A 456-nucleotide genomic window follows, 5' to 3' on the forward strand; every position below is an offset into this window, starting at 1 on the left:
CAAAGTTGAGCGCTCACGCTTATCGGCTGTAAATTTAAAGACAGACTCAGGGGTCTGTAGCTCAGTCGGTTAGAGCACCGTCTTGATAAGGCGGGGGTCGTTGGTTCGAATCCAACCAGACCCACCACCGTCTTGTGTGGCGGTACACACCTGAGGCAAATCTGTACATGGGGGCATAGCTCAGCTGGGAGAGCACCTGCTTTGCAAGCAGGGGGTCGTCGGTTCGATCCCGTCTGCCTCCACCAATCACCAACGCTAAGGGCTTGGTTCAGACACTGAACCGAGAATTTTGCATTGGCGATTGAGCCAGTCAGAGTGATACGTAGTACGTATCGGCTGTCGTTCTTTAACAATCTGGAAGAAGTAAGTAATTTGGATAGCGGAAGCGTCTTGAGATGGACGTGAAAACTATCCGGGTTGTGATTGTATCGATGTATCTCAAGATGATTCGAACTC

General features: G+C 50.4%; 2 tRNA genes. Both read left to right on the plus strand.

Annotated features, from left to right (window positions below):
* Positions 1–50 precede the first annotated feature (50 nt).
* Positions 51–127, plus strand: a tRNA-Ile gene (locus tag C5O79_RS37940).
* Between the two features lie 42 nt (positions 128–169).
* Positions 170–245, plus strand: a tRNA-Ala gene (locus C5O79_RS37945).
* The last annotated feature ends 211 nt before the right edge of the window (positions 246–456 follow it).

The organism is Burkholderia sp. SRS-25 (assembly GCF_004343765.1).
In the GTDB taxonomy this organism is placed as follows: Bacteria; Pseudomonadota; Gammaproteobacteria; order Burkholderiales; family Burkholderiaceae; genus Burkholderia; species Burkholderia contaminans.